Origin of the sequence: Sphingomonas sp. TDK1 (assembly GCF_001650735.1) — a bacterium.
Classification (GTDB): Bacteria; Pseudomonadota; Alphaproteobacteria; order Sphingomonadales; family Sphingomonadaceae; genus Sphingomonas.
In genome coordinates, this window is the sequence record NZ_LXVY01000034.1 from 377,541 (window position 1) to 403,533 (window position 25,993).

26 protein-coding genes and 1 tRNA gene are annotated in these 25,993 nt (G+C 66.7%); 17 read left to right on the forward strand and 10 right to left on the reverse strand.

All coding sequences use genetic code 11. The features are described from left to right. Positions 1-143 precede the first annotated feature (143 nt). Positions 144-1,523 carry a M20/M25/M40 family metallo-hydrolase gene (locus tag A7X12_RS18410; protein ID WP_064312895.1) on the forward strand — a complete coding sequence of 460 codons (1,380 nt, stop codon included), beginning with the start codon at positions 144-146 and terminating at the stop codon, positions 1,521-1,523. Between the two features lie 148 nt (positions 1,524-1,671). Beyond that, entirely contained in the window at positions 1,672-1,893 is a 222-nt protein-coding gene (locus tag A7X12_RS18415; RefSeq protein ID WP_064312896.1) for a hypothetical protein, read from the forward strand. A gap of 58 nt (positions 1,894-1,951) precedes the next feature. Here A7X12_RS18415 and A7X12_RS18420 read toward each other — a convergent pair whose 3' ends face one another. After that, a complete protein-coding gene (locus A7X12_RS18420) occupies positions 1,952-2,539 on the reverse strand; it encodes a PAS domain-containing protein (RefSeq protein ID WP_064312897.1) in 588 nt (195 codons plus the stop codon). A gap of 145 nt (positions 2,540-2,684) precedes the next feature. Here A7X12_RS18420 and folE point away from each other — a divergent pair, with 145 nt between their 5' ends. Further along, positions 2,685-3,299: a GTP cyclohydrolase I FolE gene (gene folE, locus A7X12_RS18425; protein WP_064313060.1), complete on the forward strand. Its 615-nt coding sequence runs from the start codon at positions 2,685-2,687 to the stop codon at positions 3,297-3,299. 14 nt (positions 3,300-3,313) lie between these two features. Beyond that, entirely contained in the window at positions 3,314-4,261 is a 948-nt protein-coding gene (locus A7X12_RS18430; protein ID WP_064312898.1) for an NAD(P)/FAD-dependent oxidoreductase, read from the forward strand. Here the strand turns inward: A7X12_RS18430 and A7X12_RS18435 are convergent, their stop codons facing one another. After that, positions 4,262-4,708, reverse strand: coding sequence for a DUF3429 domain-containing protein (locus tag A7X12_RS18435; RefSeq protein WP_064312899.1), 447 nt, complete (start codon positions 4,706-4,708; stop codon positions 4,262-4,264). It abuts the gene before it with no gap. Between the two features lie 89 nt (positions 4,709-4,797). Between A7X12_RS18435 and A7X12_RS18440 the strand changes: the two genes are divergently transcribed. The 3 genes from A7X12_RS18440 to A7X12_RS18450 are packed head-to-tail and all read left to right on the forward strand — an operon-like array spanning position 4,798 to position 8,015. Further along, positions 4,798-6,330, forward strand: coding sequence for a cryptochrome/photolyase family protein (locus A7X12_RS18440; protein ID WP_064312900.1), 1,533 nt, complete (start codon positions 4,798-4,800; stop codon positions 6,328-6,330). Next, entirely contained in the window at positions 6,323-6,697 is a 375-nt protein-coding gene (locus A7X12_RS18445) for a DCC1-like thiol-disulfide oxidoreductase family protein (RefSeq protein ID WP_064312901.1), read from the forward strand. Before A7X12_RS18440 ends, A7X12_RS18445 begins: the two co-directional genes overlap by 8 nt. Further along, positions 6,684-8,015 carry an ABC1 kinase family protein gene (locus A7X12_RS18450; RefSeq protein ID WP_064312902.1) on the forward strand — a complete coding sequence of 444 codons (1,332 nt, stop codon included), beginning with the start codon at positions 6,684-6,686 and terminating at the stop codon, positions 8,013-8,015. Before A7X12_RS18445 ends, A7X12_RS18450 begins: the two co-directional genes overlap by 14 nt. On the opposite strand, the gene A7X12_RS18455 is transcribed toward A7X12_RS18450, so the two are convergent. Next, on the reverse strand, positions 8,009-8,725 hold the full coding sequence (locus A7X12_RS18455; protein WP_064312903.1) for an SDR family NAD(P)-dependent oxidoreductase: 717 nt from the start codon (positions 8,723-8,725) through the stop codon (positions 8,009-8,011). The genes A7X12_RS18450 and A7X12_RS18455 overlap by 7 nt on opposite strands. A gap of 142 nt (positions 8,726-8,867) precedes the next feature. Here A7X12_RS18455 and A7X12_RS18460 point away from each other — a divergent pair, with 142 nt between their 5' ends. Genes A7X12_RS18460 through A7X12_RS18480 form a run of 5 tightly spaced genes read left to right on the forward strand, consistent with a single transcriptional unit; the run spans position 8,868 to position 13,563 of the window. Continuing rightward, complete coding sequence (locus A7X12_RS18460; protein WP_064312904.1) at positions 8,868-9,755, forward strand: DUF481 domain-containing protein; 888 nt, start codon at positions 8,868-8,870, stop codon at positions 9,753-9,755. 55 nt (positions 9,756-9,810) lie between these two features. Continuing rightward, entirely contained in the window at positions 9,811-11,019 is a 1,209-nt protein-coding gene (locus tag A7X12_RS18465) for a hydrolase (protein WP_064312905.1), read from the forward strand. After that, a complete protein-coding gene (locus A7X12_RS18470) occupies positions 11,016-12,032 on the forward strand; it encodes an arginine N-succinyltransferase (RefSeq protein ID WP_064312906.1) in 1,017 nt (338 codons plus the stop codon). The genes A7X12_RS18465 and A7X12_RS18470 overlap by 4 nt, the downstream gene beginning before the upstream one ends. After that, positions 12,032-13,291 carry an N-succinylarginine dihydrolase gene (locus A7X12_RS18475; RefSeq protein ID WP_064313061.1) on the forward strand — a complete coding sequence of 420 codons (1,260 nt, stop codon included), beginning with the start codon at positions 12,032-12,034 and terminating at the stop codon, positions 13,289-13,291. The genes A7X12_RS18470 and A7X12_RS18475 overlap by 1 nt, the downstream gene beginning before the upstream one ends. A 59-nt stretch (positions 13,292-13,350) precedes the next feature. Continuing rightward, positions 13,351-13,563, forward strand: a complete 213-nt coding sequence (locus A7X12_RS18480) for a hypothetical protein (protein ID WP_064312907.1) — start codon at positions 13,351-13,353, stop codon at positions 13,561-13,563. Between the two features lie 48 nt (positions 13,564-13,611). Here the strand turns inward: A7X12_RS18480 and A7X12_RS18485 are convergent. Next, positions 13,612-13,688: transfer RNA gene (locus tag A7X12_RS18485), tRNA-Arg, on the reverse strand. 83 nt (positions 13,689-13,771) lie between these two features. On the opposite strand from A7X12_RS18485, the gene A7X12_RS18490 reads away from it, so the two are divergent. After that, the gene (locus A7X12_RS18490) at positions 13,772-14,269 is read left to right on the forward strand and encodes a hypothetical protein (protein ID WP_064312908.1); all 498 of its coding nucleotides are present in this window, start codon (positions 13,772-13,774) and stop codon (positions 14,267-14,269) included. Between the two features lie 6 nt (positions 14,270-14,275). Here the strand turns inward: A7X12_RS18490 and A7X12_RS18495 are convergent, their stop codons facing one another. Next, complete coding sequence (locus tag A7X12_RS18495) at positions 14,276-14,791, reverse strand: tetratricopeptide repeat protein (RefSeq protein ID WP_198162083.1); 516 nt, start codon at positions 14,789-14,791, stop codon at positions 14,276-14,278. 29 nt (positions 14,792-14,820) lie between these two features. Then, positions 14,821-16,008 (reverse strand): RsmB/NOP family class I SAM-dependent RNA methyltransferase, encoded by a 1,188-nt coding sequence (locus A7X12_RS18500; protein ID WP_064312910.1) that lies wholly within the window; start codon positions 16,006-16,008, stop codon positions 14,821-14,823. A 145-nt stretch (positions 16,009-16,153) separates the two neighbouring features. On the opposite strand from A7X12_RS18500, the gene A7X12_RS18505 reads away from it, so the two are divergent. Further along, positions 16,154-17,923, forward strand: a complete 1,770-nt coding sequence (locus tag A7X12_RS18505) for a GGDEF domain-containing protein (protein ID WP_232318570.1) — start codon at positions 16,154-16,156, stop codon at positions 17,921-17,923. On the opposite strand, the gene guaB is transcribed toward A7X12_RS18505, so the two are convergent. The 3 genes from guaB to A7X12_RS18520 all read right to left on the reverse strand — a co-directional run bounded on the left by guaB (position 17,908) and on the right by A7X12_RS18520 (position 20,708). Continuing rightward, positions 17,908-19,365 (reverse strand): IMP dehydrogenase, encoded by a 1,458-nt coding sequence (guaB, locus tag A7X12_RS18510; protein WP_064312912.1) that lies wholly within the window; start codon positions 19,363-19,365, stop codon positions 17,908-17,910. The genes A7X12_RS18505 and guaB overlap by 16 nt on opposite strands. Before the next feature lie 75 nt (positions 19,366-19,440). Then, complete coding sequence (locus tag A7X12_RS18515; RefSeq protein ID WP_232318571.1) at positions 19,441-19,830, reverse strand: hypothetical protein; 390 nt, start codon at positions 19,828-19,830, stop codon at positions 19,441-19,443. A 59-nt stretch (positions 19,831-19,889) separates the two neighbouring features. Beyond that, complete coding sequence (locus A7X12_RS18520) at positions 19,890-20,708, reverse strand: HpcH/HpaI aldolase/citrate lyase family protein (RefSeq protein ID WP_157105643.1); 819 nt, start codon at positions 20,706-20,708, stop codon at positions 19,890-19,892. Between the two features lie 50 nt (positions 20,709-20,758). Here A7X12_RS18520 and A7X12_RS18525 point away from each other — a divergent pair, with 50 nt between their 5' ends. The 3 genes from A7X12_RS18525 to A7X12_RS18535 are packed head-to-tail and all read left to right on the forward strand — an operon-like array spanning position 20,759 to position 24,047. Then, on the forward strand, positions 20,759-21,742 hold the full coding sequence (locus tag A7X12_RS18525; protein ID WP_064312914.1) for an SPFH domain-containing protein: 984 nt from the start codon (positions 20,759-20,761) through the stop codon (positions 21,740-21,742). Between the two features lie 8 nt (positions 21,743-21,750). Further along, positions 21,751-22,209, forward strand: a complete 459-nt coding sequence (locus A7X12_RS18530) for an NfeD family protein (RefSeq protein WP_064312915.1) — start codon at positions 21,751-21,753, stop codon at positions 22,207-22,209. A 20-nt stretch (positions 22,210-22,229) separates the two neighbouring features. Next, entirely contained in the window at positions 22,230-24,047 is a 1,818-nt protein-coding gene (locus tag A7X12_RS18535; RefSeq protein WP_064312916.1) for a DUF885 domain-containing protein, read from the forward strand. Between the two features lie 174 nt (positions 24,048-24,221). On the opposite strand, the gene A7X12_RS18540 is transcribed toward A7X12_RS18535, so the two are convergent. Continuing rightward, the gene (locus A7X12_RS18540) at positions 24,222-25,814 is read right to left on the reverse strand and encodes a long-chain fatty acid--CoA ligase (RefSeq protein WP_198162074.1); all 1,593 of its coding nucleotides are present in this window, start codon (positions 25,812-25,814) and stop codon (positions 24,222-24,224) included. Positions 25,815-25,993 lie beyond the last annotated feature (179 nt).

Here is a 25,993-nt window from a genome sequence, read left to right on the forward strand (position 1 = left end):
TTTTTATCTATATTACTATAACTATAAATATAATTTAGATAAATATCATCACCTTGCGTAGGCATTTTGCTATTCTTGGCGTGCACGTCCCGGGTGCACGCAACCCCATTGCAATCGCCCGGTCCCGAGTTAGCATTCGCAGCATGATCAACCGGACCTTGCTGGCAGCCGCTGCCGCCCTCACCCTGCCCGCTACCGCATTCGCTCAAACGGCCCCGCAGGTGGCAAACGTGCGCGACGCCGCGATGAAGGATGAAGTCGCGTGGGACCTGGTGGAGGGACTCACCACCGAAGTGGGGCAACGCCTTGCGGCGACCGAGGCCGAAGCGCGCGCGCGCGCCTGGGGGGTCAAGAAGCTGACCGCACTCGGCTTCCAGAATGTCCATGTCGAAACCTATCGCATGCCGGTCTGGGTGCGCGGAGTGGAGACCGCTGAAGTCCTGGGCGGTGCAGCGCAGAAGCTGACCATCGCGGCACTGGGATATTCAGGTTCGACCGGTGCGCAGCCGCTGGAAGCGGAGATCGTCTACTTCCCGTCGCTCGCCGAACTGCAGACGGCGCCAGCCGGCAGCCTGAAGGGCAAGATCGCCTTTATCGACCATGCGATGGTGCCGACACAGGACGGCTCCCAATATGGCTATTACGGCGCCGTCCGCCGGGCGGGCCCGAGCATCGCGGCCAGCAAGGGGGCTGCGGCCGTGCTGATCCGCTCGATCGGCACCGATCACCATCGCAATCCGCATACCGGCGTCACCACCTGGGCCAAGGGCGTATCGCCGATCGCGGCCGCCGCGCTTTCGGTGCCCGATTCCGAGCAGTTGGTGCGGCTGGTGAAGCGCGGTCCCGTGAAGCTGCGTCTTGCCGTGACACCGCAGTTCAGGGGCGAGGCGGAATCCGGCAACGTCATCGCGGACATTCCCGGCAGCGACCCAAATGCCGGCATCATCGTCGTCGGCGGCCATCTCGACAGCTGGGACCTCGGCACCGGGGCCATCGATGACGGCGCGGGCGTGGCGATCACGACGGCAGCCGCACTCCAGGCCGCCAAACTCGGCCAGCCGCGTCGCACGATCCGAGTCGTCTGGTTCGGTGCCGAGGAAGTCGGCGGCTTCGGCGGCGAAGCCTATGCCAAGGCGCATGCCAAGGAACGCCATGTACTGGCAATGGAGTCCGACTTCGGCGCCGACCGTGTGTGGAAGTTCGAAACCAACCTGCCGGATAGTGCCAAGGCGATCGGCGACCGGCTGGAGACCGCGCTCTATCCGATCGGCATCGAACGTGGCCGCGGCAAGGCGCATGGCGGCACCGATGTCGAACCGATCCTCGCACTCGGCGTCGGCACCATCGGGCTGAACCAGGACGGCCTGCGCTATTTCGACCTGCACCACACGCCCGACGACACCCTCGACAAGATCGACCCCGCGCAGTTGCGCCAGAACGTCGCCGCCTGGGCGGCAATGTTGGCGATCGCAGCGAATGCGCCGGAGGATATCGGTCCGGTATCCGCCGAAAAGGGTGAGTGATCGCCGTCTCGGAATCAGGCAAAAACATGGCAAAGTCACGGCGATGCGACATATTTGCGTTTGACGCGTTGCTCGCCGTGGCCCATGCAGCGGGCTTGCCGCGCAGCTCCTTTCGGCTGCGCAACGGATTTGAAGTGGGAGCAACCGGATGACCAAGCTTCGCCTGATGGCCGCGGCAGCGCTGCTGACGCCGCTTGCGGCATGTGGCGGCGGTGAAGGCAATGTGACGGACGGGGCGAATGTCGCACCCGAAGCCAATGCGATGATCTACCAGAACGACGCGGACGATCGCGCTAATGCCGAGGCCGAGGCGATGATCGGCAACGCCGCGCCCGACAATATGGATATGCCCGTCAGCAACGCCCAGTAAGCGCCGCTGCCAAGCCGATCAGGGGCGTCCTCAAGCGGGGGCGCCCCTTTTTCGTTACTTAATAGCCTGCCTCGATCGCCATGCGCACTGCGTCCGCCGCCGTCCGGACGCCCAGCGCGCGGAACATCGCCGCGCGGTGCATCTTGATCGTCCGTTCGGTCAGGCCGAGATCGTAGGCGATCTGCTTGTTGAGCTTGCCCGCCGCCATCGCGATCAGCACCGCGCGCTGACGCGGCGACAGGCCGTCGATCTTCTCGCGGGCGATGGTGGCGCGGTGTGCGGTGCCTTCCTTGGGCCCCTCCACCTCCATTTGCGAACCAAGGAAATATTCAAGCTCGCCGTCCTCACCGAAAATCGGGGCGACCAGTACGGCGTTGCGGAACGGCGTGCCGTCCTTCTTGTAGTTGAGGATTTCCACCATCACCGGCCGCTTTTCGCGGACTCCGGCTCTCAGCGCCTCGCTCAGCCACGGCTCGGTCTTGTCGCCAGATAGGAAGCGACAATTGCGGCCGACGATCTCGTCGCGTTGATAGCCGGTCAGCGCGATAAAGGCATCGTTGCAATCGACGATGGGATTGTCGGGAAGTCGGGGGTTGCTGAGCACCGCGGCGACGGCGCTTCCGGCGATCATGTCGGCTAGTGGCATTGGTCGGCTTTCCGCATCCTTTGGGGGTTGCACCGCTGCATACCCTTTTGTCCATGTTCCCGGTTTCACCCGGGTTCCTCATGTGGAGGACACTCGATGCCGGCGTGCCGCGCAAATGCTGCCGGTGAAACGAAAGGTAGGCCCGATGAACTTCTTCTGCAACGATATAGAACGGGCCGACAACGAACCTGAGCAAGAAATGGTCCCTGACGAAGTGCAGGAAGCAGTCCGCACCCTGCTGCGCTGGGTTGGCGAGGATCCGGAGCGCGAGGGACTGCGCGATACGCCGCTCCGCCACGCCAAGGCCTGGCGTGAATATTGCGCGGGCTATGATGAGGATCCGGGCATGCACCTTGCCCGCACCTTCGAGGAAGTGGCGGGCTATGACGAGATCGTGCTTCTGAAGGACATCCCGTTCCAGTCGCATTGCGAACACCACCTTGCGCCGATCATCGGCAAGGCATCAATCGCCTATCTGCCCAAGGACCGGGTGGTCGGGATCTCCAAGCTCGCCCGCGTGCTGCACGGCTATGCCCGCCGCCTGCAGATCCAGGAGCGGCTGACCGCCGAGATCGCCCAGTCGATCTGGACGCACCTCAAGCCCGCCGGCGTCGCGGTCGTGATCGAGGCGCAGCATGGCTGCATGACCGGGCGCGGCGTGAAGACCCACGGCGTCGGCATGGTGACCAGCCGAATGCTGGGCTGCTTCCTCGAGGACCGCAGCAGCCGCGCCGAGCTGATGTCGCTGATGGGCTATTGAGCGGGACCGCGCAGATGGACGTCGTGATCCTCGGTGCCGGCATCGCAGGCCTCGCCTGTGCCGATCAGTTGCGTGCCACAGGGCACCGGGTGACGCTGTTCGACAAGGGGCGTGGTCCCGGCGGTCGCATGTCCACCCGGCGGGTCGAGATCGATGGTGAGATGCTTCATTTCGATCATGGCGCCCAATATTTCACCGTGCGCGATGATCGCTTTCGCCGACTTGTTCAGGACTGGCAGACGCAGGGCGTCGCCAGCCCCTGGCACGAGGCCGGCCCCGATGCCTGGGTAGGCACGCCAACGATGAATGCGCCGGTGCGCCATATGGCCTCGGCGCACCAGGTCCATTTCGGACACCATGTCATCGGCCTCACGCGGAACGCGCAGGGCTGGCATGTTAGGCTTCAGGAGCAGCAGCACGGGCCCTTCGACGCGGCGATTATCGCGCTGCCCGCCGAGCAGGCCGCAGCGATCCTCGGCACGCACGACCTGATGATGGCCGCCGATGCCATGGCGGCACGGTCGCAGCCGTGCTGGACAGCAATGATCGCGTTCGAGGAACGGGTACCGATCGCGGCGGACAGCATCCGCCAGCACGGCATCATCGGCTGGGCCGCCCGCGACGGTGCCAAACCGGGCCGGCACGACGGCGAGACCTGGGTGGTGCAGGCGCACGGCTCCTGGTCGGCTGCGCATCTCGAGGACAGCGCGGATGCTGTTGCGCAGGCACTGCTCGGCGCGCTGCTTGCGCATTCCGGCGGCGCGGCGCCGGCTGTCCGCTACCTGGCGGCGCATCGCTGGCGCTTCGCGATGACGCCAGGGATCGACAAGGGTGCACTATGGAACGGATCGCTCCGGCTGGGCGCCTGCGGGGACTGGCTGCAGGGTCCTCGGGTCGAGCTGGCCTGGCTCTCCGGCCACCGGCTGGGCGCGATGGTCGGCAGCGCGGCGGCTGCCGCCTAGTCAGAGGACGGCGAGCGCCAGCGTCAACGCACCGAGCCCGGTGGAAAGCTGAAGCCGCAGCGCGATCCACCCCTGTACCCTCGGCTGCGTACGGCCCAGCGCCAGATCAACGATCGGGGAGAGCAGGATTGCCGAACCGAGTACCACCAACGCCTCCTGCGTGGTCCAGCCAAGCGTGAGAACCAGGATCAGCCCCCAAGCGATCAGCGACGGCAGCACGGCAATCGCGAACAGCGCAGGCGAGCCCCTGCCCCGCGCGATACCCTGGCCCCACCAAAGCCCGCCGAGAAAACTGAAGATCAGCGCGGCATAGCCGAACCCGGCGTCGAGCAGGGCCACGCGGTGCATCGGCAGCAGCACCAGACCGGCCGCACAGCCGATCAGCGGCAACAGCCCGGCATAGCCGAGCATCCGCGCGGCGGGGGCGAGCGAGGCATGGTTTTCCATCGCCTTGGCATCGCCTGCGCGCCGCCAGTGCTCAACCTGTCCGAAAAGACATCGCGTTCCGGCGCGTCCCCTGCCCCACATCACCGTGCATGGCCCGCCTGATCCTCATTCTCGGCGACCAGCTCAGCGCTGGCATATCCTCGCTCGCCGACGCCGATCCGGCCGAGGACCTGGTGCTGATGGCGGAAGTCGCCGAAGAGGCTGCCTATGTGCCGCACCACAAGAAGAAGCTCGCCTTCGTTTTCTCGGCGATGCGGCATTTCGCCGAGGAACTTCGCGCGGAGGGCTGGCAAGTCCGCTACACCCGGCTTGACGATCCGAAGAACAGCGGCAGTCTGGCAGGCGAGATCGAGCGTGCCCGCAAAGACCTCGACATAGAGGAAATTTTCTGCACCGAGCCCGGGGAATGGCGCCTCCGCCAAACACTCGCTGCAGTGCCGGGTCTGGCCCTGCTCCCCGACACGCGCTTCCTCATCGACCCCGCCGGGTTCCGCGCCTGGACGCAGGGCCGACGCCAGCTACGCATGGAGCATTTCTACCGCGACATGCGCCGCCGCACCCGCCTGCTGATGGACGGCGATCAGCCTGCCGGCGGAGAGTGGAACTACGACCACGACAATCGCGAGACCCCGCCCCCCGGCACCACGCCCCCGTCGCTCCCGGCCTTTGAGCCCGATGCGATCACGCACGAGGTCCTAGCACTGGTCGAGCACCGCTTCCCCGATAATTTCGGCGATCTGCGGCCCTTTGCCCTCGCCGTCACCCGGGTCGATGCCGAAAAGGCGCGCGATCATTTTCTCGCCCATGCCTTGCCCCGCTTCGGCGACTACCAGGATGCGATGCGGAGCGGCGAGCCAGTATTGTTTCACGCGCACCTCGCGCTCTACATGAACATCGGTCTGCTCGATCCGCTCGACCTCTGCCGCCGCGCCGAGGCCGAATGGCGCGCCGGGCGGGTACCGATCAACTCGGTCGAGGGCTTCATCCGCCAGATCCTCGGCTGGCGGGAGTATGTCCGCGGGATCTACTGGCTGCACATGCCGCACTATGCCGATACCAATGCGCTCGAAGCCCGTCGCCCGCTTCCCGAATTTTACTGGACCGCCGAGACGGACATGGCGTGCGTGCGCGACGCGGTCGTGCAGACCCGTACGCATGCCTATGCCCACCATATCCAGCGGCTGATGGTCACCGGCAATTTCGCGCTCCTCGCGGGCATCGACCCCTATCTGGTCCATGTCTGGTACATGGCGGTCTATGCCGATGCCTATGAATGGGTGGAGATGCCCAACACCATCGGCATGGCGCTGTTCGCCGATGGCGGGATCATGGGCTCCAAGCCCTATGCGGCGAGCGGCGCCTATATCGATCGCATGTCCGACTATTGCAGCGGCTGCCGCTACAAGGTGAAGCTGAAGGCCGGACCGGACGCCTGCCCGTTCAACTATCTCTACTGGAATTTCATCGCCCATCACCGCGATCGCTTCGCGCGCAACCAGCGGATGGGCCCGATCGTCCGCAATTTCGACCGCATGACGGACGAGCGCAAGGCGGAAATTGCCGCCGATGCCGGGCGCTTCCTCGACGCGCTGGTGCCCGCCGGGAGCCGCTGGAATGGCTGATCTGCTCACCGTATGGTACGATGGCGGCTGCCCCTTGTGCGTCCGCGAGATTGCGCTGATGCGTCGGCTCGATCGACGCGGAAGGCTGCGCTTCGTCGATGTCAGCGACGACACGAACAGCTGCCCGCTCGATCGCGGCGACTTGCTCGCCCGCTTCCATGTCAGCGACGCGCAGGGCCGCTTCTTCAACGGTGCGGCGGCATTCGCGGCGATGTGGCGCGTTATCCCGCTCCTGCGCCCGTTTGGGCTCTTGGCATTGCTTCCAGGGATGACCTGGGCACTCGAGCGGCTCTACCGCGCCTTTCTGCGCGTTCGACCCACACTCCAGCGCTGGATGCGCGAAAGGGAACGGCATGGCGGACGATAATGGATATGACGGCCGCTCGCGCGCGGTTCCCAAGGGGCGGCTCGCCCGTTTCGGCGTGATGGGCCGGCTGGCGGGCGGCGTCGCGGGCAACGTGCTCGCGGAGGGCGCCAAGCGCCTCGTCGCCGGTGAGCGCCCGCAGCTGCGCGACCTCGTCCTCACCCCCGGCAACGTCGCCCGCGCGACGGAGCAGCTGGCCCAGCTGCGCGGCGCGGCGATGAAGCTGGGGCAGATGATCTCGCTCGATGCCGGCGACGTGCTGCCCGACGAGCTCACCCAGATCCTCGCCCGCCTGCGTGACCGCGCCCATCACATGCCCCCCGCCCAGCTCCAGCAGGTGCTGGCAAAGGAATGGGGCGCCGACTGGCGTCGACGCTTCGCGCTGTTCGAGGCGCACCCCATGGCCGCTGCCTCGATCGGCCAGGTCCATCGCGCGCGGCTGCCCGATGGGCGAACGCTGGCGATCAAGGTGCAATATCCCGGCGTGCGGGAGAGCATCGACGCCGATGTCGACAATGTCGCGACCCTGCTCCGCCTGTCCGGGCTGTTGCCCAAGGGGCTCGACGTCACGCCGCTGCTCGGCGAGGCCAAGCGCCAGCTTCACGACGAGGCGGATTATGTCCGTGAGGCAGCGATGATGACACGCTATGCCGACCATCTCGCCGGCGACGATCGTTACCTCGTGCCCCGCCCGGTGCCGGAGCTCTCGACCACCAACGTGCTGGCGATGGACTATATCGCCGCCAAGCCGATCGAAACCCTCGAAGCGGCGGACCAGGGCGAGCGCAACCGCGTCACCACCGCGCTGATCGACCTGGTGCTACAGGAACTGTTCGCCTTCGCCTTTATTCAGACCGATCCCAACTTCGCCAATTACCGCTATCAACCAGAAACCGGGCGGTTGGTGTTGCTCGATTTTGGCGCAGCGATGCCCGTTTCCGACGCCATTACAGGTGGATATCGCCGCCTGTTGCACGCCGGCCTGAGCAGCGATCGCGCCGCTGTACGCGCCGCCGCCCTCGACCTGGGCTTCTTCAGCCCGGCCGCGCTAGCGCGCCATCCCGCCGTGATCGACAGGATGATCGGCCTGACCCTCGAACAGACCGACCGCGCGGACGATTTCGACTTCGGCGACCGCAGTTTCCTCCAGGCGGTACGCGGCGAAGGCATGCAGATGGTCGAGGACCGCGCGATATGGCACGTGCCGCCTGCCGACATTTTGTTCGTCCAGCGCAAGATCAGCGGCATGGCACTCCTCGCGGCGCGGCTGAAGGCGCGGGTGGCACTCCGCGGTCTGGTAGAGCGCCGACTCGCTCAATAAGGGATCCGGGCGCCGTCCCAGGCGAAGAGACCACCCGAATCCGCTGGCGTCAGATTGTTGAGAACGTCCAGCATTAATCTGGCGCTATTGCCTGCTTCGAATAGCTTTTCCGGAGTAACACCGCGCTGGAAAGGTGCTGAAAGCGGCGTGTTTACCGTTCCGGGATGCAACGCTGCAATGATCGCCTCGACATGGGTGCGACGCAGCTCGATCGCGAAATTCACCATCAGCATGTTTAGCGCCGCCTTGGACGCGCGATAGCTGTGCCATCCTCCCAGCCGGTTGTCCGCGATCGATCCGACCCGCGCCGACAACACGGCAAACACGGCACGCCGATCGCGCGGGAGAAGCGGCAGGAAATGCTTGGCGATAAGCGCGGGTCCGATCGTGTTGATCGCGAAAAGCTCAGCCATGACCGCAGGATCGAGCGAGCGAACTGCCTTCTCTGGCAAGGGGCCACCGTCTCGATGCAGCATGCCCGTCGCAACGAAGACCAGATCGACCGGGCCGCCGATGCTCGCCGCTGCCTCGGCGATGCTGGATTCATCCTGAAGATCGAAACGGAACGGCATTGCCTTGGCGACGTCGATTCCCTCGACAGAACGGGCGCCGGCATGGATCCGCCCGATCGTTGGATCGGCTGCCAGTTCCGCCACCAGCGCCGCGCCGATCCCGCCCGACGCGCCGAACACCACTGCCGTCCGCCCCATGCGCGCTCCTTCCACGCATCTGTCTCGGCCCCGCGCCTCGTCCTTGCAACCTGTCCTCCCGGCCGCGCTGAGGCCGTACGTTGTGCAGATGCGGCAGCTTGCCCTTTTTGCGCCGCGAAACTGTGGCTAGGAGGAAGGCGTGATGCGTGCCCTGCTCCTTGCCTTTCCGCTGTTGCTCGCGAACACCGAGGATCCACCGATCCCGCCAACGATCAAGGCGATGCTCGATGCGGCGATGAGCTCGGGCAACGAGGCCGATGTGGCCGTCATCGTCAAATACGCCAAGACCGCCGACCCGGCGAGCGCCCCCCTGGTTGCCAAGATGGCCGGAGACTGGCGATCGAAGCGCCGGGAGGTTGCCCAGCAGGCCCTACGGGAGGCGCATTTCCTCCAACTGGTGAAGGGCCATGTCGAACTCGGCGGCTATGTGCAGACCGGCAATTCGGAAAATATCGGCGTCACCGCGGCCGCTGAGGTGAAGCGCGAGGGCATCGAGTGGCGCCACAAAGTACGCGTGCAGGCAGATTACCAGGAAAGCCTGGGCGTCACTACGCGCGAACGCTACCTCGCCGCCTATGAACCCAACTGGAAGTTCGACAGCCGCGCCTACATGTACGGCGCCGCGCAGTATGAAAGCGATCGCTTCTCCGGTTTCGGTGACCGTGTGTCGATCTCGGCCGGCGCCGGCTATAGCGCGATCAAGAGCTCGGCGATCAAGCTCGATCTCGAGCTCGGCCCAGCCTATCGCTACACGCGCTTCATCGGCGCGCCCACCGAGAATAACATCGCGGCGCGCGGTTCGCTTGATTTTGCCTGGAGGCTGTCGCGCGGCATGTCGCTGACGCAGCAGGCGTCCGCCTATGTCGAGAAGGACAACAGCACGGTGTCGACCAAGTCGGCGCTGCTGGCAAAGCTGATCGGGCCACTGTCGGCGCAGTTCAGCTACACCGTCCAATATGAAAGCGCGCCGCCGCTCGGTCGCCTGACAACCGACACCACCAGCCGCGCGGCGCTCGTCGTCGATTTCTGATGGGCTGCCGGCCCGGGGGTGTTCAACCGCCCCCGTTCCGGTCTACGACACGGCCATGAACATGCTATCCGCGATAGAACGGACGGCGATCGAGCGCGCACAAGCTGCGCCGATGCTGGAGAGGACATTGCAGTGGGCGGCGATCAACAGCGGCACCCGTAATCTGGCGGGTCTCGCTACGATGGCGTCTACGTTGGCGGACGCCTTTTCCGCCCTGCCCGGTGCACTGGAACTGGTTGCGCCGGAGCCGGTCGAAACGGTGACGCCCGGCGGCATCGTCGAACCGATGGCGCATGGTCGCCACCTGTTGCTGACCGTGCGGCCCGACGCCCCGGTGCAGTTGCTTTTCACCGGCCACATGGACACGGTGTTCGGGATCGATCATCCCTTCCAGCGATCGCGATGGCTGGACGACGGACGCCTGAACGCGCCGGGATCCGCCGACATGAAGGGCGGCCTGTCGCTGATGCTGGCCGCACTGGAAGCAGCCGAAGCTAGCCCGATGGCACACCGGCTGGGCTATACGGTGCTGATCAATTCGGATGAGGAAACGGGTTCGCTTTCGTCCCGCGCGTTGATCGCCCGCGTCGCAGACGGCAAGGCAGCCGCGCTTACCTATGAACCGGCGCTTCCCGACGGCACGCTGGCAGGAGCGCGGGGCGGCACCGGCAATTTCTCGCTCGTGGTGCATGGCCGCAGCGCCCATGCCGGTCGCAACCCCGAGGACGGGCGCAACGCTTTGGTCGCCGCTGCGGCGCTCGCCGTCATACTGGCGGACGCGAAGGCGCCGGGCCTCGCGGTGAACCCGGCGCGGATCGACGGCGGCGGGCCGAACAATGTCGTGCCCGATCTTGCGATCCTCCGCGTCAACTTCCGCCCCGGCGACGCGGATGCGATCGCGCGCGCGCAAGCCGCGCTGGACGCGGCGATCGCGCGCGTATCGGCAGCGCATGACGTCCGTATCGAACTGCACGGCAGCTTCAATCGCCCGCCCAAGCCGGTCGACCCGGCGGCAGCCCGCCTGTTCGACCTCGTTCGCGACGCTGGTGCCGATCTCGGCATCCCGATCGCGTGGAAGGCAACCGGGGGCGTGTGCGACGGCAACAACATCGCCGCCTGCGGGGTGCCGGTGGTCGACACCATGGGCGCTCGCGGCGGCGCCATTCATTCCATGGAGGAATTTCTGATCCCGGAAAGTCTGCCCGAGCGCGCCGCGCTCTCGGCCCTCACCGTCCTCCGCCTCGCCGAACGGGGTCGGCCATGAGCAGCTTCCGCATCCGCGCCGCGCGCGACGAGGATCTTCAGCCATTGTACGAGATGGCGAAGCTAACCGGCGGCGGTTTCACCAATTTGCCGCCCGACAGGCCTGCCTTGCGCGCGAAGCTTGATCGCAGCCATGCCGCCTTCGCGCGCGGCGAGGACGCCGACGTGTCCGACGATCTCTTCGTGCTCATCCTCGAAAATGGCGAAACCGGCGATGTCCGCGGCACCTGCCAGATCTTCACGCGTGTAGGAGAGAAATGGCCGTTCTACAGTTATCGTATCGGGACTGTAACCAAGCATAGTCAAGAACTTAAGCGTACTTTCCGCGCTGAGATCTTAAGTCTGGTCAACGATCTGGAAGGCTGTAGCGAGGTGGGCGGTCTATTCCTCCACCCCGGCGAGCGTGCCGGCGGACTGGGCCTGCTCCTCGCGCGGGCGCGCTATCTCTTCATCGCCCAGCACCGCGCGCGCTTTGCCGACCGTATCCTCGCCGAGCTCCGCGGGGTGATCGACGAAGCGGGCGGCTCGCCCTTCTGGGACGGGGTTGCCGGGCGCTTTTTCGGGATGAATTTTCAGCAGGCCGATGAGTTCAATGCCACCCATGGCAACCAGTTCATCGCCGACCTGATGCCAAAGCATCCGGTGTACACCGCGATGCTTTCCGAAAACGCCCGCTCCGTGATCGGCTTGCCTCACCCTTCCGGCCGCGCCGCGATGCGAATGCTGGAAAATGAGGGATTTGCCTTCGAAAGTTACATCGATATCTTCGACGGTGGCCCGACGATGACGGCGCGTACGGATCAGGTGAAGACCGTGCGGGAAACGCAACGCGCCACCGTTGCCGCAATCGCCGCAGGCGGTGAGCCCGCGCTGATCGCCACGGGTAAGCTCTCCGACTTCCAATCCGCGCTGGCGCAAGTGTCCGCCGGCGCGGAAGGGGTGACGATCGACCCGGTTTCGGCGAAAACGCTATCCCTCTCCATCGGCGACGATATCCTGTGGGTGGCGCGCTGATGCTGGTGGAGATCAACTTCGACGGCATCGTGGGGCCCAGCCATAATTATGCCGGTCTCAGCCCGGGCAACCTTGCTGCCACACGCAATCGTGGTGCCGTGTCGCACCCGCGGGCGGCGGCGCTGCAGGGCATCGCCAAGATGCGGACGAACCTCGCCCTTGGCCTGCATCAGGGCATCCTTCTTCCCCACGCACGGCCGGATCGTTCATGGCTCGCCCGGTTGGGCCTACACTATGAGCAGGCACCGCCGCACAGCCAGGCGCAGGCGCTATCCGCCTCGCCGATGTGGGCCGCGAACGCAGCGACGGTGTCGCCTGCGCCGGATACCGCCGATGGCCGCTGCCATCTGAGCGTCGCCAACTTGGTGACGATGCCGCACCGTAGCCATGAATGGCAGGAAACGCTGGCGCAGCTTCGGCTCGCATTCCGCAATACGGCCTTCGCAGTGCATGGTCCCGTGCCCGCACCCTTTGGCGACGAGGGTGCGGCCAACCATATGCGTCTCGCCACCGCGCACGACGCGCCCGGCGTGGAAATATTCGTCTACGGAATTGCCGGCGGTCCCTTCCCCGCCCGCCAGCATCCGGATGCCAGCGCCGCGATCGCGCGGCGGCATTTGCTCGATCCCGCGCGGACGCTCTTCGTTCAGCAATCCGACGCGGCCATTGCCGCCGGCGCCTTCCACAATGACGTGGTGGCAGTGGCAAATGGCCGCGTGCTGTTCGCGCACGAACACGCTTTTGCGGAAAAGGATCGCTTCTATGAACGGCTACGCGCGACGATGCCGGAGGTGGAGATCGTCGAGGTCGCGGCCGATCAGGTGAGCCTCACCGACGCCATCGCCTCCTATCTGTTCAACGCGCAATTGGTCACGCTGCCGACAGACGAAATCGCATTGATCGTGCCGAGCGAGGCGCGCGATACGCCGAGCGTGTGGAATTGGCTGCAGGCGCACGTTGCTGGTAACGGCCCGATTCGCCGCGTCCAGGTGGTCGACGTGCGCGAGTCGATGGCGAACGGCGGCGGACCTGCGTGCCTCCGCCTGCGCGTCGTTGCCGATCCTGCCGCCGTGGACTCACGCTTCCTGGTCGACGCAGCAACGTTGGATCGAATCGCAGCCGTCATCGAAGCCCATTGGCCGGAAGCGATTGATCCCGGTGCGATCGCGGACCCCGCCCTCATCACCCGGATCGAGAACGCGCGCAGGGCGCTGCTGGAAACGCTCGATCTTGTCGAGTTAATTGACAGTTTACCATGATGGGGGCCTGACAAACGTCGGTTTTTCGGCGTTGGCACAATCCTTGCTGCGCGCTTGCCATGCTCTATCGCATTGGCCGCCTGTTCGTGATCAAGTCCAAGTTCGAAGCGTTTCTGGTGATCTTTGGGCTCGCCAACGGCGCGGTTGAGCGTGGGCTCCACTATCTGAGCCTGTATCCCGGCATCGGCGGCAAGCTGCTATTTCTACTATGCCCGATCGCGGTGTTCATGGCGGGCGGTCGCATTCTCGACAGCCTCGACGCGGGTCTCTGAGTCCCTGAAACACAAACCCCCGCCGAGCGGATGCTCTGGCGGGGGTAATGGCGCGCCCGGAACGATTCGAACGTCCGACCCTCAGATTCGTAGTCTGATGCTCTATCCAGCTGAGCTACGGGCGCCTAGTGGAGGCGGGTCTTTATCGGCGGACGTTGGGGAGCGCAACCCCGTTGCGCCAAGTTTTCCACAAGCATATGGCAACACCATGCGATCCCTCCCCCTTCTTGCCGTCGGTGCCGCGCTGCTCGCCGGCTGCGCCCAGACCAGTACGCGCTATCCCTCGCTGCTTCCGCGCGCGAATGAAGGCCTGAATTTCATCGAACCCGAACGCCCGGCGCCGCAGGCGACACCCGACGCCGCCTTCGATGCGCGAATTGCGGCGCTGACGGCCACGCTCGAATTGACCGATCAGGAATTCCAGAAAGCCGCGAAGGATGCCGAGTCCAAGGTGGCACGCGCCCGCGGCCAGGCTGCGGGCACCAGCGCGTGGCTTGACGCGCAGACCGCGCTCAGCGTGCTCGACGGCCTGCGATCTCGCGCGGCGGTGACGCTCGCCGACCTGGATCAGTTGCGCGTCGAGCGCGGCCAGAGCGGCCAGCAGGACTATCCCGCACTGCAGACGGCCATTGATCGTGCGGGCGTGATCGTCGCCGCGCAGGAGACCCGCGCGCGATCATTGGAAGCGGCGATCGCTGCCAGCTGAACGCGATCAGGGCTTGGCCGCTTCCTTGGGGGTGTTGTTGTCATTGGCGGCGACCGGAGTCGGCGTCGGTGGTGGCCCCTTGGCGATCGTCGCGGCCAGCGTGCTCGCTTCGGCGCAACCGGCCTTGCAGATGGTTTTGATCTTGGCGAGATTGTCCTTCGCGCGCGTCATCGCGCCCTTGGTGACCATCGCCTCGCCCTGACCGCGCAGCGCCGACACATCGTTGGGATCGAGCTTCAGCGCCTCGCCGTAAAAGCGAATCGCCTTACCTGGAAGGCTCTGCGTCTGCGCGATGTCTGCCAACAGCACGAACGCCTCGCGGTTGCGCGGGTCGACTGCGACCGCGCTTTCCAGCAGGTCGTTTGCGCCAGCAAGATTGCCCGCGGCCTGCGCGCCCCGGGCCTGACGCACCAGTTCGACCGAGCGGGCATCCAGCTGACTGTCCGGCCGCTGTGCGTTGAGGCTGGTCGAAACCGTCAGCACGAGCAGCGCTGCCGCAACCGAGATCGTGGTGAACCGCATCAACATCTCCGAAACTCCATGGCCACGGGCTAGCATTGCCGCACCAGCTTCGCGACAAAAAACCCATCGGTCTTGTCGTGACGCGGCGTGAGTCGCAGGCCGTCACCACGCGGACGCCCCGCAGGCGCGTCGAGCGCTACGGCCATCCAGCCCGGCTGTGCCGCCAGGAAGCGCTCCACTTGCCCCGCCCCCTCTGCGTCTAGCAGCGAGCACACGATGTGCACCAGCACCCCACCCGGCCGCACCAGTCGCGCGGCGACATCCAGCAGATGCGCTTGTGTATCGACATAACGTTCCAGCTGCGAAGGCGTCAGCCGCCACCGCGCCTCGGGATTGCGACGCCAAGTGCCCGTCCCCGAGCACGGCGCATCCACGACCACCAGGTCCGCCTGCGCTTGCCAATCGACGAGTCGTTCGGCCTCTTGGGTGGGGTTGAGGAGGAGTGTCTCGGTGATAGTCACCCCCGCACGGGCGGCGCGGGGCATCAGGCGGGAGAGGCGCGGGCGGTCGACGTCGCAGGCCAGGATCCGGCCGCGATTCTCCATCGCCGCCGCCAGGGCCAGCGTCTTGCCGCCGCCGCCGGCGCAGAGATCGATGACGGTCATGCCCGGCGCGGCCCCCGCAAGCGCGCTCACCAGCTGGCTGCCGGCATCCTGGACCTCGAACAGCCCCTCCGCATAGGCCTCGCTCCGGTCCACCGGCGTGTCTTCCGGCAGCCGCAGTGCATCCGGCGCGAAGGAGAGCCGTTCGGCGCCGTCGAGGCCAGCGGCGACGATATCGGGCGTCGCCTTCAGCCGATTGACCCGCAGGTCCAGCGGCGCGCGTTCGAGCAGCGCCGCGCGCTCCTCGCCGTCCAGCCCGGATGCCTCCAGCGCCGCCGCAAGCCAGGCGGGCGCGACGCCCGCCGGCGCGACGGGTTCGCCCGGCGCGATCGGCGCGGGACCGTAGTGCGAGCCGTCGAACAACGCGCCAAGCTCCGGCCGCGCCCGGGCCACCGCGAGCATCGCCGCGCGCCCCGACACCGGCAGCTCGCCCGCCTGGCGGATGGCGTCATACACCAGCCCGCGCACCGCACGACGATCCTTGGAACCGGCAAAGCGCCGTTCCGCAAACCACCGCCCCAGGATCACATCGGCCGCCGCGCCGCGATCGCGGGCGGCCGCGATGATCCGGTCGAGAACGTCGATGGCCATTTGTACGCGCGCGGCAGGAGTCATGCCGCCGTCGCTAAGCCGATCCCATCCGGATTGCAAAGCCGGTGCGCCCGTGGCCCGCCGCTACATGGATGGCGCAAGCCGTGGAAACTTTGTAAACGATGCCACAGGTGCATGCTTTGCGCCGGGGGATTTGGGGGAAGGTTCGGTGCGTTGCCCGAGCAGTTTAATAGTAATTCGCCGGTTCGCGCTGGGTCTGCTGTGGTTCGCGATTGCGCCCGCCTATGCGATGGCGGCACCCGAGGGGCGTAATTCCGGCATCTGCCATGCCGTAAGCCCGATCGGCGCGCCCGAGGCGGTGTTGGACCGCCTGCCCTTCGTCTGCGGCGGCGCCCCCCAGGGCTATCAATCCGCCAGCCTCTGGCTCCGCTTCGATCCGCACGGCACCGTCTGGAACGGCGAAACCCGAACGCTGCTGGTGCACAACACCCGCTTCGACCGGCTTTCGGTGGTGTTCGAATATGCCAATGGCGCGGTCGAGACGCAGCACGTCCGCAGCGGCGCCTTCGGCGATCACTGGCGACCCGGCGCGCAGATCGCGTTCAGCCCCAATGATGGGAATGCGCGGATCGCCCATATCACGCTGCGGATCGACCGTCTGAGCAGCTATCCGCTGCTTCGGATGCGGCTGGTGGATGCCGGCGAAGCCGATATCGAGACGACGATCCTTGCCGCGCTGATCGGTGCGTCGCTGACCCTGCTGCTGGCCGGCGCCATCTATAATCTCTCGCTCGCAGCCGGCGTGCGCCGCCAATATCTCGCCTGGCAGGGCGCATGGGCACTGAGCGTGTTCCTGTGGGGCGCGATCTGGTCGCAATTCGGGCTGTTGGTCGCACCGGGAATGGCGGGAACGCTGGCGGCACAGACCTGTACGGGCCTTTCCGTCCTCTCGATCCCGATCGCCAGCCTTAGCGTGATTACCGCGCTCGGTGCCGGCATATTGCCGCGATGGCTCCGCGGCGCCACCTGGATGTTCAGCGGCGCGGTGGTCGCGATCGGCGTGCCCGCTACCCTGGTGCGCGGACCCGCGATCGAAAGCATCGCCCCTTTGCTGGGCATAGCGGTACTGGGCACGCTCGTTTCCGCGATGCTCTGCCTGGTCTGGGGAATTCGTCGCGGCAGCGTGGAAGCGCGCGATCTGCTGGGGGCGTGGTCCGTTCCCTCGATCGCGCTGGCGCTCACCGTGGTGGTGGACATCGGGAACAGCCTGTGGGGCGGCGGGCCGCAGATCCTGGTGCTGTTCGCGTCTGCCTGGCAGACCATCTGGCTGTCGATCGCGGCCAGTCGCCGCCTCGCGAAGCTTCGTGCCGAGCGCGACCTGGCCCGCGCCGCCGAAGCCCGCGCCAGCCGCCTTGCCGAGCGCGATCCCCTGACCATGATCCGCAATCGCCGCGGCTTCGTGGAAGCTTCCGAGGCGCTGATGGAGCGTGCGGTGAAGGACGGTGCCCCGCTTGCGCTGTTGCTGATCGACATCGACAAGTTCAAGCCGATCAATGACGAACATGGTCATGATGCGGGCGACGTGGTGCTGTGCTGCATCGCCGCGCGGCTGGCCCGCTGGGAGGGGCCGACGTGCGCCGTCGCGCGGCTGGGCGGCGAAGAGTTCGCGATGATGGTCGCGCGCCTCTCGGGCAAGGCGCTGACCAAATTCGCCGATCATGTCCGCCAGGAAATCGCCGAATGCGATCACCGCGCCGCGATCGGTGCGCGGCAGGTAACGGTGAGCATCGGCGTCGCCGAGATGGAGGACGATCGCGATTTTCCGCGCCTGTACCGCGAAGCGGACCGCGCCCTGTATGCGGCGAAGCGCGGTGGGCGAAACCGCGTCTGCCATGCGGACAACCTGCCCGCCTGCAAGCCGGCCGCGCCCGACGGAAATGCCGGGGCGGCCGGTTCTGCCAATCAGCGCGTCGGGTAGTTCGGCGCTTCGCGGGTGATCGTCACGTCGTGGACGTGGCTTTCCTTGAGGCCCGCATTGGTGATGCGCACGAAGCGCGCCTTCTTCTGGAATTCGGGGATCGTGCCGGCGCCGACATAGCCCATCGAGGCCTTCACGCCGCCGACCAGCTGGTGGATCACGTCGCGCGCCGGGCCCTTGTACGGCACCTGGCCCTCGATGCCTTCCGGCACCAGCTTCAGCTGGTCCTTGATGTCCTGCTGGAAATAGCGGTCGGCCGAACCCTTGGCCATCGCACCCACCGAGCCCATGCCGCGATACGACTTGTAGGCGCGGCCCTGGTACAGGAAGGTCTCGCCCGGCGCTTCCTCGGTCCCCGCGAGCAGCGAGCCGATCATCGCCGCACCGGCGCCGGCTGCCAGCGCCTTGGCGATATCGCCCGAGGTGCGGATGCCGCCATCGGCAATCACCGGCACGCCCGACTTGGCGGCTTCCTCGGCGGCTTCCATCACCGCGGTGAGCTGCGGCACGCCGACGCCCGCGACCACGCGGGTGGTGCAGATCGAGCCCGGCCCGATGCCGACCTTGATGCCGTCCGCGCCCGCGTCGATCAGCGCGCGCGCCGCTTCCGCCGTCGCGATATTGCCGGCGATCACCTGCACGCTGTTGGACAGCTTCTTCACGCGCTCGACGGCGCGGCTGACGTCCTTGTTGTGGCCGTGCGCGGTATCGATCACCACCAGATCGACCTCGGCATCGACCAGCGCCTCCGTGCGGGCAAAGCCCTTGTCCCCCACGGTGGTCGCCGCCGCGACGCACAGGCGGCCGCTGGCATCCTTGGTGGCGTGCGGATAGGTGACCGCCTTCTCGATGTCCTTCACCGTGATCAGGCCGACGCAGCGATAGGCGTCATCGACGACCAGCAGCTTCTCGATCCGGCGCTGGTGGAGCAGGCGACGGGCCTCCTCCTGCGCCACGCCCAGCTTCACCGTGGCGAGGTTCTGATGGGTCATCAGCTCGGAAACGAGCTGGTTCGGGTTCTCGGCAAAGCGGACGTCACGGTTGGTCAGGATGCCGACCAGCTTGCCGCTCGCCTCGACGATCGGGATGCCGCTGATCCGGTGGCGCGCCATCAGCGCCTGCGCATCGGCGAGCGTGCCGGTCGGCGCCATGGTGATCGGATTGACGACCATGCCGCTTTCGTACCGCTTCACCGCGCGGACCGCCTCACACTGCTCGTCGATCTCCATGTTGCGGTGGAGCACGCCGATGCCGCCCAGCTGGGCCATCACGATCGCCATGTCGGCTTCGGTGACGGTGTCCATCGCGGAGGAGAGGATGGGGATGTTGAGCGAAAGGCCCTTGGTGACCTTGGTGCGCGTATCCGCCATGCTCGGCACGATTTCGGATTCGCCCGGATAGAGGAGGACGTCGTCGAACGTTAAGCCGAGAGGGATTTCCATGGGGGTGCGCCAAATCCTTGAGTCGAATGTTGGCGGCCCATGTAACCGCAAGGGTGCAGATGCGCTAGGGGGCAGTCACGCGACGAGCGGCGGCACCTGCGGGTAGAGCAGGTCGCGCTCCGCCTGCACCTGTTTGCGGATGGCCGCTGCAAGCCGCCGCGAGGCCGCGACATAGGCCGGCCATTCGGCGATCGCGCGTGCCGTGGGCCACGCGCTGGTATGATCGGTGTAGAACATGCGCATGTCGAGATTGCTGCTGCGCAGGGCCCGCGCCGCCTCCGCACTCGCCCCGCCCTCGCGCAGGGCGGCATTGACGAGGAGATCCGTCGCGCGCCTTCGGGCGGCGACGGCGCGCGCCGTCTGATATCGCGCCCGAGACAGGCACGCCGCGTCGCAGCTCGGCAACGCCAACAGGTTCTCGATCGCCCCGATCGCCTGGAGCAACGTCATGTCGATCTCGTGCATGCTCTCCATGTATTAGACATAGAGGAAGTACGTAGGGGCGACACGACAGACGACGCATTTTAGTCGATGTCGCCAATCCTCTGCAGCAGCAGCCGGGCCTGGGCGACATGCATCGCCTCAATCATGCGATCGCGAAACCGTTCGGCGCCCCCGCGGGCGGCCGCGAGCAGCGCACGGGCATCGGAAACTTCCTCGGGCGTGGGCGCGAATGCCGCCGTCGCGATCGCGATCTGGCCGGGGTGGATCAGCGTCTTGCCGTCGAAGCCGAGCGCGCGCCCTTCCCTGCATTCCGCGTCGAGCCCCGCATCGTCGGCGAGCGCATTGAACACCCCATCCAGCGCCCAGCCACCACCTGCACGGGCGGCCAGCACGACGCTTTGCAGCGCGAGCGACATGCCGCCGCGTCCCGCCGCCGACGGGATACCCAGGCCGGCCTTGAGATCATTCGTTCCCGCGATCAGCCCCGCCACGCCGGGCAGCGCCGCGATGGACGCCGCGGCCAGCACGCCGCGCGGCGTCTCGATCATCGCCAGGATCGGCTTCCCGCCGGTTTCGACAATATGTGCCGCCGTCCCGGCGTCTTCCACCTTCGGGACCACGATCATCGCCGCCGAAGACCCGGCGACCGCCGCCAGATCCGCGCCATGCTCGGCCGCATCCGTGCCGTTGACGCGGATCGCCGCGATCCGCGCGCCAAAGCCTTCCGCGATCGCGGCGATCGCGGCGGCGCGCGCCATGTCCTTGTCCTCGGGCTTCACGGCATCCTCGAGGTCGAGGATCACCATGTCGCAATCGAGCGTGCGCGCCTTGGCGATCGCGCGCGGGTTGGATGCGGGGAGGAACAGGGCGGTGCGGGGGGCGAGAGCCATGCTGGTCATCGCGCTTCTCTATGCTAGCACTAGGCCCCATTGCGAGGGAGTCGGGGCGTATGGACGTGCTTTTCGTGTTTTTGGCCGGGCTGGTGGCGCTGGTGCTGTTCTATCTGCTCGCCAGCGTGAAGATCGTGACCCAGGGCTATCAGTACACGATCGAGCATTTCGGCCGCTTCACCACCGTCGCGGCGCCCGGCTTCAACTTCTACCCCGCCTTTTTCTACCGTGTCGGCCGCAAGGTGAACATGATGGAGCAGGTGATCGACATTCCCGGCCAGGAGATCATCACCAAGGACAATGCGATGATCTCCACCGACGGCGTGGTGTTCTTCCAGGTGCTGGATGCCGCCAAGGCCGCCTATGAAGTGTCGGACCTCTATGTCGCGCTGCTCCAGCTGACGACGACCAACCTGCGCACCGTGATGGGCTCGATGGACCTGGACGAGACTTTGTCCAAGCGCGACGAGATCAACGCGCGGCTGCTCTCGGTGGTCGACCATGCGACGACGCCCTGGGGCGTGAAGATCACCCGCGTCGAGATCAAGGACATCCGGCCGCCGGCGGACATCGTCAACGCGATGGGCCGCCAGATGAAGGCCGAGCGGGAGAAGCGCGCCAATATCCTCGAAGCCGAGGGCAGCCGCCAGTCGGAGATCCTGCGCGCCGAGGGGCAGAAGCAGGCCCGGATCCTGGAGGCGGAGGGCCGCCGCGAATCCGCCTTCCGCGACGCCGAAGCCCGCGAGCGCGCCGCCCAGGCCGAGGCGGAGGCGACCCGCCTGGTGTCCGATGCGATCGAGTCCGGCAGCGCCCAGTCGCTCAACTACTTCATCGCCCAGAAATATGTGGAAGCGGTCGGCAAGTTCGCGACCTCGCCCAACGCCAAGACGATCCTGTTCCCGGTCGAGGCGACGCAGCTGATCGGCACGCTGGGCGGCATCGGCGAGCTGGCCCGGGACGCGCTGTCCGGCGGCGCACCCAAGCCCCCTGCCCCGTCCGCACCCCCGGCCCGCCGTCCGGGTCCGTTCGACCAGCAGGGCTGATCGCCTAGGTGGACTGGCTGCAACACCCGCCCCTGCTCTGGCTGATCGCCGCCGTCGCGCTGGGGATCGCCGAGCTGGTGGTGCCGGGCGTCTTCCTCGTTTTCCTGGCGGTGGCGGCGGCGATCACGGGCATGCTGGCGCTGCTGTTCCCGGATCTGCCGGCGGCCGGCCAGCTGCTGGGGTTCGCGCTCTGGTCGGCAGCGGCGGTGCTGATCGGCCGGCGCTGGTATCGCGATTTCCCCGTGGCGAGCGCCGATCCGCTCCTCAACGACCGCGTCGCCCGGCTGGTCGGCGAAGTCGTCACCGTCGTCGAGCCGATCAGCGACCATGGTGGCCGCGTGCGGATCGGCGACGGCGAATGGCCGGCGCGCGGTCCCGACGCCCCCGCCGGCGCCCGTGTGCGGATCACCGGCGCCACCGGCGCGACGCTCCATGTCGCGCCCCTTCCTTCCCTTCCCCAAGACTGACAACAATCGAGGTCGAATTGATGCGTACCACCCGTCGCGACGTGCTGCTCGGATCGAGCGCCATGCTGGCCACCGCCGCCGCCCCGCGCCCCGCGCTCGCGGCCGGCCCCGCCGAGGCCCAGGCCCGGGCGCTGATCGATCGCACCGCCGAGGCGCTGCTCGTGCTCAACCCCGAAGGCGCGACCAGCCTCGGGATCGACACGGGCGCGCGCGCCGCGCTCAAGCACCGCCTCGCCGACCGGACCCCGGCGGGCGTCGCCAAGATGGCGGCGCACCTCAAGGCGACGCTCGGAAAGATCGAGCGGATCGACGTCAATGCCGTCAGCCCCGAGATGCGCGTCCATCTCGACGTGATCCAGACCGCCTATGAAAGCGGCCTGAAGGGCATCGCCTTTCCCTATGGCGATGTCGCGGTCGGGAGCTGGCGCAACACCCCCTATGTCGTGATCCAGAATGTCGGCGCCTATATCGACGTGCCGAAGATGCTCGACAGCGATCACCAGATCGCGAGCCGCGACGATTCCGACGCCTATTGCGACCGGCTCCAGGCCTATGCCGGCGCGCTCGACGGCGAGACGGTGCGCCTCAAGCAAGCGGCAAGCGTCGGCGTGATCGCCCCCGACTTCCTGCTCGACAAATGTTTGAAGCAGATCCACCTCGCCCGCAGCGGCGATCCGGCCAAATGGGACGTGGTGACCTCGCTCGCCAAGCGCACGGCGACGATGCCGGGCGGCTATGAAGCGCGCGCGGCCAAGATCGCCGCCGAACAGATCGCACCGGCGCTCGACCGCCAGATCGCCGAGCTGGAGAAGCAGCGCACCCATGCTACCGCCGATGCCGGCGTGTGGAAGTTCAAGGACGGCGACGCCTATTACGCCTGGGCGCTGAGCGCGGGCACCACCACCACCATGTCGCCGGACGAAGTCCATGAAATGGGCAAGGCACAGCTCGCCGAGCTGCAGGCCGAGATGGACACGATCCTGAAGACGCTCGGCTACACGCAAGGCTCGGTCGGCGCGCGGATGCGCGGGCTGGCCACCGACAAGCGCTTCGCCTTCCCGGAAAACGACGCCGGACGCGCCGAGATCATCCAGATCCTCCAGAAGAGCATCGACGACATGCGTACCCGCATGCCCGAGGCGTTCCACACGCTGGTGCCGGGCAATGTCGAGGTGAAGCGCATCGCGCCCGTGGAGGAAGCGGGCGCGGCAGGCGCCTATGGCGGCCCCGGCACGATCGACGGCAAGGTGCCCGGCCGCCTGTGGATCAACCTGCGCTCTACCGGCATCTGGACGCGGTTCAGCCTGCCCGACCTCGCCTATCACGAGGCGATCCCCGGCCATGCCTGGCAGGGCGAATACACCTTCAAGATGCCGCTGATCCGCTCGCTGCTGCAATTCAACGCCTATTCGGAAGGCTGGGCGCTCTATGCCGAACAGCTGGCGGACGAACTGGGCGTATACGCCGCGAACCCCGCGGCGAAGCTGGGCTATCTCCAGTCGCTGGGCTTCCGCGCGTGCCGGCTGGTGGTCGACAGCGGGCTGCATGCCAAGCGCTGGACCCGCGAGCAGGCGATCCGCTGGTTTGTCGAGGCGAACGGCTCCTCCGAGGACGAAGTACAGGGCGAAGTGGACCGCTATTGCTCCTGGCCCGGGCAGGCCTGCGGCTACAAGGTAGGCCATACCGCGATCAACCGTCTGCGGACGCAAGCGAAGACGGCACTGGGCGACCGCTTCGACTTCCGCGCCTTCAACGACGCGGTCGTGCTGGGCGGCAATGTCCCCATGACCGTGCTGGGCCATGTGATCGACCGTCACATCGCGCAGCGCAAAGCCTGACGCCGATCGCGGCGCATGCCGCCGCTCCCCCGCAGAATCCGCGCACCGTCTGCGTGGGGGGCGCGCTGCGGGGGCGGCACGGGCACGCTGGCCTTTGCCAGCGCGAAGGACTCACAAGCTGCATGCAGGCGGTGGGTCCTTTCCGGATCGCCGCACGGTTGACGCGGGCGCGCCTCACGCGGCCTTGAGCGAATAATCCTTGTAGCGTTTGCGGATTTCCATCTTGAGCAGCTTGCCCGTCGCCGTGTGCGGCAGGCTTTCGACGAAATGGATCTCGTCCGGCAGCCACCATTTGGCGACGTGCCGGCCAAGGTGCGCGAGGATCTCCGTTTCGCTCACCGCGCTGTCGGGCTTGCGCACGACGAGGAGGATCGGCCGCTCTTCCCAGCGCGGATGGTGGACGCCGATCGCCGCCGCCTCGGCCACGCCCGCGCAGCCTACGGCGCAATTCTCCAGTTCGACCGAGCTGATCCATTCGCCGCCGGACTTGATCACGTCCTTCGCCCGATCGGTGATCTGCATCACGCCATCGGGGTGCAGGACCGCGACGTCGCCGGTGTCGAACCAGTTGTCGGCATCGACGGCGGGCTGCTCCTCGCGATAATATTGCCCGATCACCCAGGGGCCGCGCACCTGCAGCCGCCCCGAGCTCCTGCCGTCGCGGGGCAAGACATTGCCCTCGTCATCGACGGTGCGCAGCTCGACGCCATAGGGCACCTTGCCCTGCTTGCTGACCTGATCGACCTGTGCCTCGAAGCTCAGCTCGTCCCAATCGGGCGAGGGTGCGCCCATCGTGCCGATCGGGCTGGTCTCGGTCATGCCCCAGGCGTGGTTGACCCGCATGCCCATTTTCATCAGCCGCTCGATCATCGCGCGCGGCGCGGCCGAGCCGCCGATCGTGACGATCTTGAGGTGCCTGGGCGCCTCGCCGGTTGCGTCGATATGCTGGAACATCGCGAACCACACGGTCGGCACCCCGGCCGAGTGCGTCACCTTCTCGCGGTTCATCAGCTCGCACAGGACCTTGGGGTCGTTGACCGCGGAGAACACCATCTTCGCGCCGACCGCGGGCGCGGCCCAGGGCAGGCCCCAGCCGACCGCATGGAACATCGGCACGATCGGCATCGCCACGGACTGGGTGGATAGGTCGAACTCGGCCGGCTGCAACTCGGTCAACGCATGGATCACGGTGGAGCGATGGGTGTAGACCACGCCCTTCGGGTTGCCGGTGGTGCCGCTGGTGTAGCAAAGCATCATCGGCTCGCGCTCGTCCCCGGTCACCCAGGCATAGTCGCCGTCCTCGGCCCCGATCCATGCCTCGAAGCCGTCGGGTCCCAGATCGTCAAAGCAGATATAATGCTCGATCGTCGTCCAGTGCGGTTTCAGCCGCTCGACCACCGGCGCGAACATCCGGTCGTAGAGCAGCACCCGGTCCTCGGCATGGTTGCCGATAAAGGCGAGCTGATCGTCGAACAGGCGCGGGTTGATGGTGTGGATGAGCGCGCCCATGCCGGTCGCGCCATACCAGGCGACGAGGTGCCGGCTGTGGTTCATCGCCAGCGTCGCGACGCGGTCGCCCCTCCGGATACCCAGCCGCTCCAGCGCCTGTGCCATTCGCCGTGCATCGTGCGCGATCCCGGCCCAGTTCGTGCGCGTTTCGCTGCCGTCCGCCCAACGGGTGACGATCTCACGCGGACCGTGCTCCCGCGCCGCGTGATCGAGCAAGGTGGATACCCGAAGCTCGAAATCCTGCATACCGCCCAGCATATGCCTCTCCATTGCGTGGCTGTTTTGGCGCAGGATACGCCTTCATCGGCAGGAGTCGAGAGGGGTGGGCGTTACATCCTGTTGCTGGGCGGGCGCGTACCGCAAGATGGAGAGCCGAGCTCCCACCCCGCTCCCCTGGCGGAAAAAGGGGGCGCAGACATAGCGTTTGCGAAGCGGGC